Origin of the sequence: Staphylococcus sp. GDY8P45P (assembly GCF_017892745.1) — a bacterium.
In the GTDB taxonomy this organism is placed as follows: domain Bacteria; phylum Bacillota; class Bacilli; order Staphylococcales; family Staphylococcaceae; genus Staphylococcus; species Staphylococcus cohnii.
Map to the genome: position 1 here is coordinate 1 of NZ_JAESLS010000001.1, position 2,987 is coordinate 2,987.

Consider the following 2,987-nt stretch of genomic DNA (forward strand, 5'->3'; position numbering starts at 1 on the left):
CAGGAGTCTGGACTTGACTGATAAAAATCTAGTTCTAAATTGAGAAATAAATAGATATAAAAATATCCTCCTTAATCAATAATTTAAATAACTTATTATTGTTAAGGAGGATATTTTTTAGTGTGTAAATTAAAAAGAATTTTAGAAGAATAACATTTATCAAAAAACTGTTCATTACCTTATTAATTGAAATTATATAATTAAAAACCGCATCATTAGCCAATACGCAGAGCCATATAATAAATAATCCTGAAAATCCACCCAATTTAAAGATTAATTGGGTGGATTTTCAGTTTAGGTTAAATAATATAAAGATAATAAACATGACACTTGTAAAGCGATTTAATTCTTGTACTTTATCACTAAGATTTAAATAGATAATGATAGGCTTTTTGTTTTTTTGATACAATGTCACAAAGGTCTTTTGAATAATCGAATTCTTTATTATTGATTTTATGTTTCTCTTTTCTAATCCCTTTACGATATCCATAGTTATTGAATGCTATTTTGTGATACTAATACCTAATTTTTGGTGTGTATAATTATAAATATCAGGAGTTGCCTGACAAATTTCATTGATTAAAAGATAAGTTGAATAATTGCAACAATGATTAAAATACTTATAATCCATTTTTGTATGAAGTTAGGGATTTTTTTACTTAATTTCAAACCTAAGGGAGCAAAGAGAATACTCCCTATTATTAGAAATAATGCGTCTTCAAAAGGAACAAATCCCTGTATAAGTTTAATGATAAAGGCACCAATTGAAGATATAAAAGCAATTACTATACTATTAGCAACTACCATATTCATTGGTAATTTGAATAAAACTAGCAATATAGGAATAATAATAAAAGCGCCGCCTGCTCCAACTATACCCGAAATGATACCAACGAAAAGACCAACCATAACTAATAATGGTTTGTTAAAGGAAGACTGATTTAAATTCGGTTTTACGTTAATAAACATTAAAATTAATGCGATTAAAGCAATGATAATATATATTGCATTTACAAATTCAGCATTAAATAAATTTGCTAGGAGTGCGCCTAACATGCTCCCTGTAATCATACCTCCACTCATATAAATAACTAATGGTGGGGAGAATTCTGTTTTTTTTCGCGCTTTTAATGACCCACTTAAAGTACTGAAAAAGACTTGACTGGAAGTAAGTCCTGAAGCGATGTATGCACTGTATGCAGGAACACCAAATAGTGGCGGTAATAATAAAATAGCTGGATAAATAATGATAGCACCACCGATACCTACTAGACCCGAAATAAAGCCTCCGAACACTCCAATAAGTAACATCATAATAACAGTTGAAATATCCATTATTTACTTTTTACCAATAAGTTAACGGCTTCATTAATCAATTCTTCAGAATTTTCACCATTATCCTCTGCTGCCTTTACACATTCTATTAAATTTTCACTAATGATAATCCCCATTAAACGTTGGATTGAACTTTTTGATGCACTGATTTGAGTAATGACATCTTTACAATCTTTTTCTTCTTCCATCATTTTAATAACTCCATTGAGTTGACCTTGTATTCTATTAATACGATTAATCATTTTTTTATCATAATGCATAGTTATTCCCTCCACTTTTAATTGAATAAAGTCATAATAATAGATAGAACCAAAAATGTCAAATACCCCGTCGGGTATTTGACATGCTGTAAACAATCAGTTAATATACCCCTATAGGTATTTATTAGGAGGATATTATGAAACAATATAACGAAAACCATATCAACAATTTCAGTAAACAAGAATTAGAAAAATTGGGTGCACAAGGTCAACTGATTGACGTTAGAACACAAGAAGAATATGAGCTTGCACACATAAATGGTGCGACATTACATCCTGTAGATAAGATTGAATCGTTCAATAAAGATAAAAACACAACCTATTTTGTACACTGTAAAAGCGGTACCAGAAGTGCTAAAGCGAGCGAATATTTAGCTGAACAAGGCTACGACATTGTTAATTTAGACGGTGGCTATAAAGCGTATGAAGCAAAAAACGACGATGATAATACATTAGAAGAAAATACTAATGTAGCAATTAAAGCAGAGCGTAAACAATTTAACTATAGTGGTCTTCAATGTCCAGGTCCAATTGTAAACATCAGTAAAGAAGTGAAAAATATCGAAGTAGGCGAGCAAATCGAGGTTACAGTTACAGATCCTGGGTTCTTTAGTGACATTAAAAGCTGGGTCAAACAAACAGGACATACGTTAGTTAAACTGGATGAAAGTAATAATGGAATTAATGCCATTATTCAAAAAGAAAAACCAAAAGACTTGGAAGTGAACCATACTGCCAAAGGTACGACAATTGTACTATTTAGTGGTGAGTTAGATAAAGCAGTGGCAGCAATGATTATTGCGAATGGCGCTAAGGCTGCAGGCAGAGACGTAACTATTTTCTTTACTTTTTGGGGACTCAACGCGTTGAAAAAGAACCAATCCGTTCATGTTAAAAAGCAAGGTATCGCAAAAATGTTTGACTTGATGTTGCCAAAAACACCTGTACGCATGCCGCTATCTAAAATGAATATGTTTGGTTTAGGTAATATCATGATGCGCTACGTAATGAAAAAGAAAAATGTTGATTCCTTACCGTCACTCATTGACCAAGCTATCGAACAAGATATCAAATTAATCGCTTGCACGATGAGCATGGATGTTATGGGAATTCAGAAAGAAGAGCTCAGAGACGAAGTTGAGTACGGTGGAGTAGGTACTTATATTGGTGATACAGAAAATGCGAATCATAATTTATTCATCTAATTAAATCTCTTAAAAAAGGAGTTTTATCATGTTTTTCAAACAATTTTACGATAATCATTTATCTCAAGCATCTTATTTAGTTGGCTGTCAACGTACAGGAGAGGCAATAGTAATTGATCCTGTTCGTGATTTAACAAAATATATGGAAGTTGCAGATAGCGAAGGATTTAAAATTACACAAGCTGCA

General features: G+C 31.7%; 3 protein-coding genes and 1 pseudogene. 2 read left to right on the forward strand and 2 right to left on the reverse strand.

Annotated features, from left to right (window positions below; all coding sequences use genetic code 11):
* Positions 1-579 precede the first annotated feature (579 nt).
* Together KA873_RS00005 and cstR are read right to left on the reverse strand one after the other, a co-directional pair.
* Positions 580-1,335: a sulfite exporter TauE/SafE family protein gene (locus KA873_RS00005; RefSeq protein ID WP_210140098.1), complete on the reverse strand. Its 756-nt coding sequence runs from the start codon at positions 1,333-1,335 to the stop codon at positions 580-582.
* Positions 1,335-1,595, reverse strand: coding sequence for a persulfide-sensing transcriptional repressor CstR (cstR, locus tag KA873_RS00010; RefSeq protein ID WP_019468539.1), 261 nt, complete (start codon positions 1,593-1,595; stop codon positions 1,335-1,337). Before cstR ends, KA873_RS00005 begins: the two co-directional genes overlap by 1 nt.
* A 137-nt stretch (positions 1,596-1,732) precedes the next feature.
* Here cstR and cstA point away from each other — a divergent pair, with 137 nt between their 5' ends.
* Together cstA and KA873_RS00020 are read left to right on the forward strand one after the other, a co-directional pair.
* Positions 1,733-2,800, forward strand: a complete 1,068-nt coding sequence (gene cstA, locus KA873_RS00015) for a persulfide response sulfurtransferase CstA (RefSeq protein ID WP_069820281.1) — start codon at positions 1,733-1,735, stop codon at positions 2,798-2,800.
* Positions 2,801-2,828: 28 nt separating this feature from the next.
* Positions 2,829-2,987 (forward strand): annotated as a pseudogene (locus tag KA873_RS00020) (MBL fold metallo-hydrolase); the annotation flags it as partial.

Coding starts and splice junctions, on each gene's coding strand:
- KA873_RS00005 (WP_210140098.1), bottom strand. CDS start 1,335: ATGGATATTTCAACTGTTATTATGATGTTACTTATTGGAGTGTTCGGA.
- cstR (WP_019468539.1), bottom strand. CDS start 1,595: ATGCATTATGATAAAAAAATGATTAATCGTATTAATAGAATACAAGGT.
- cstA (WP_069820281.1), top strand. CDS start 1,733: ATGAAACAATATAACGAAAACCATATCAACAATTTCAGTAAACAAGAA.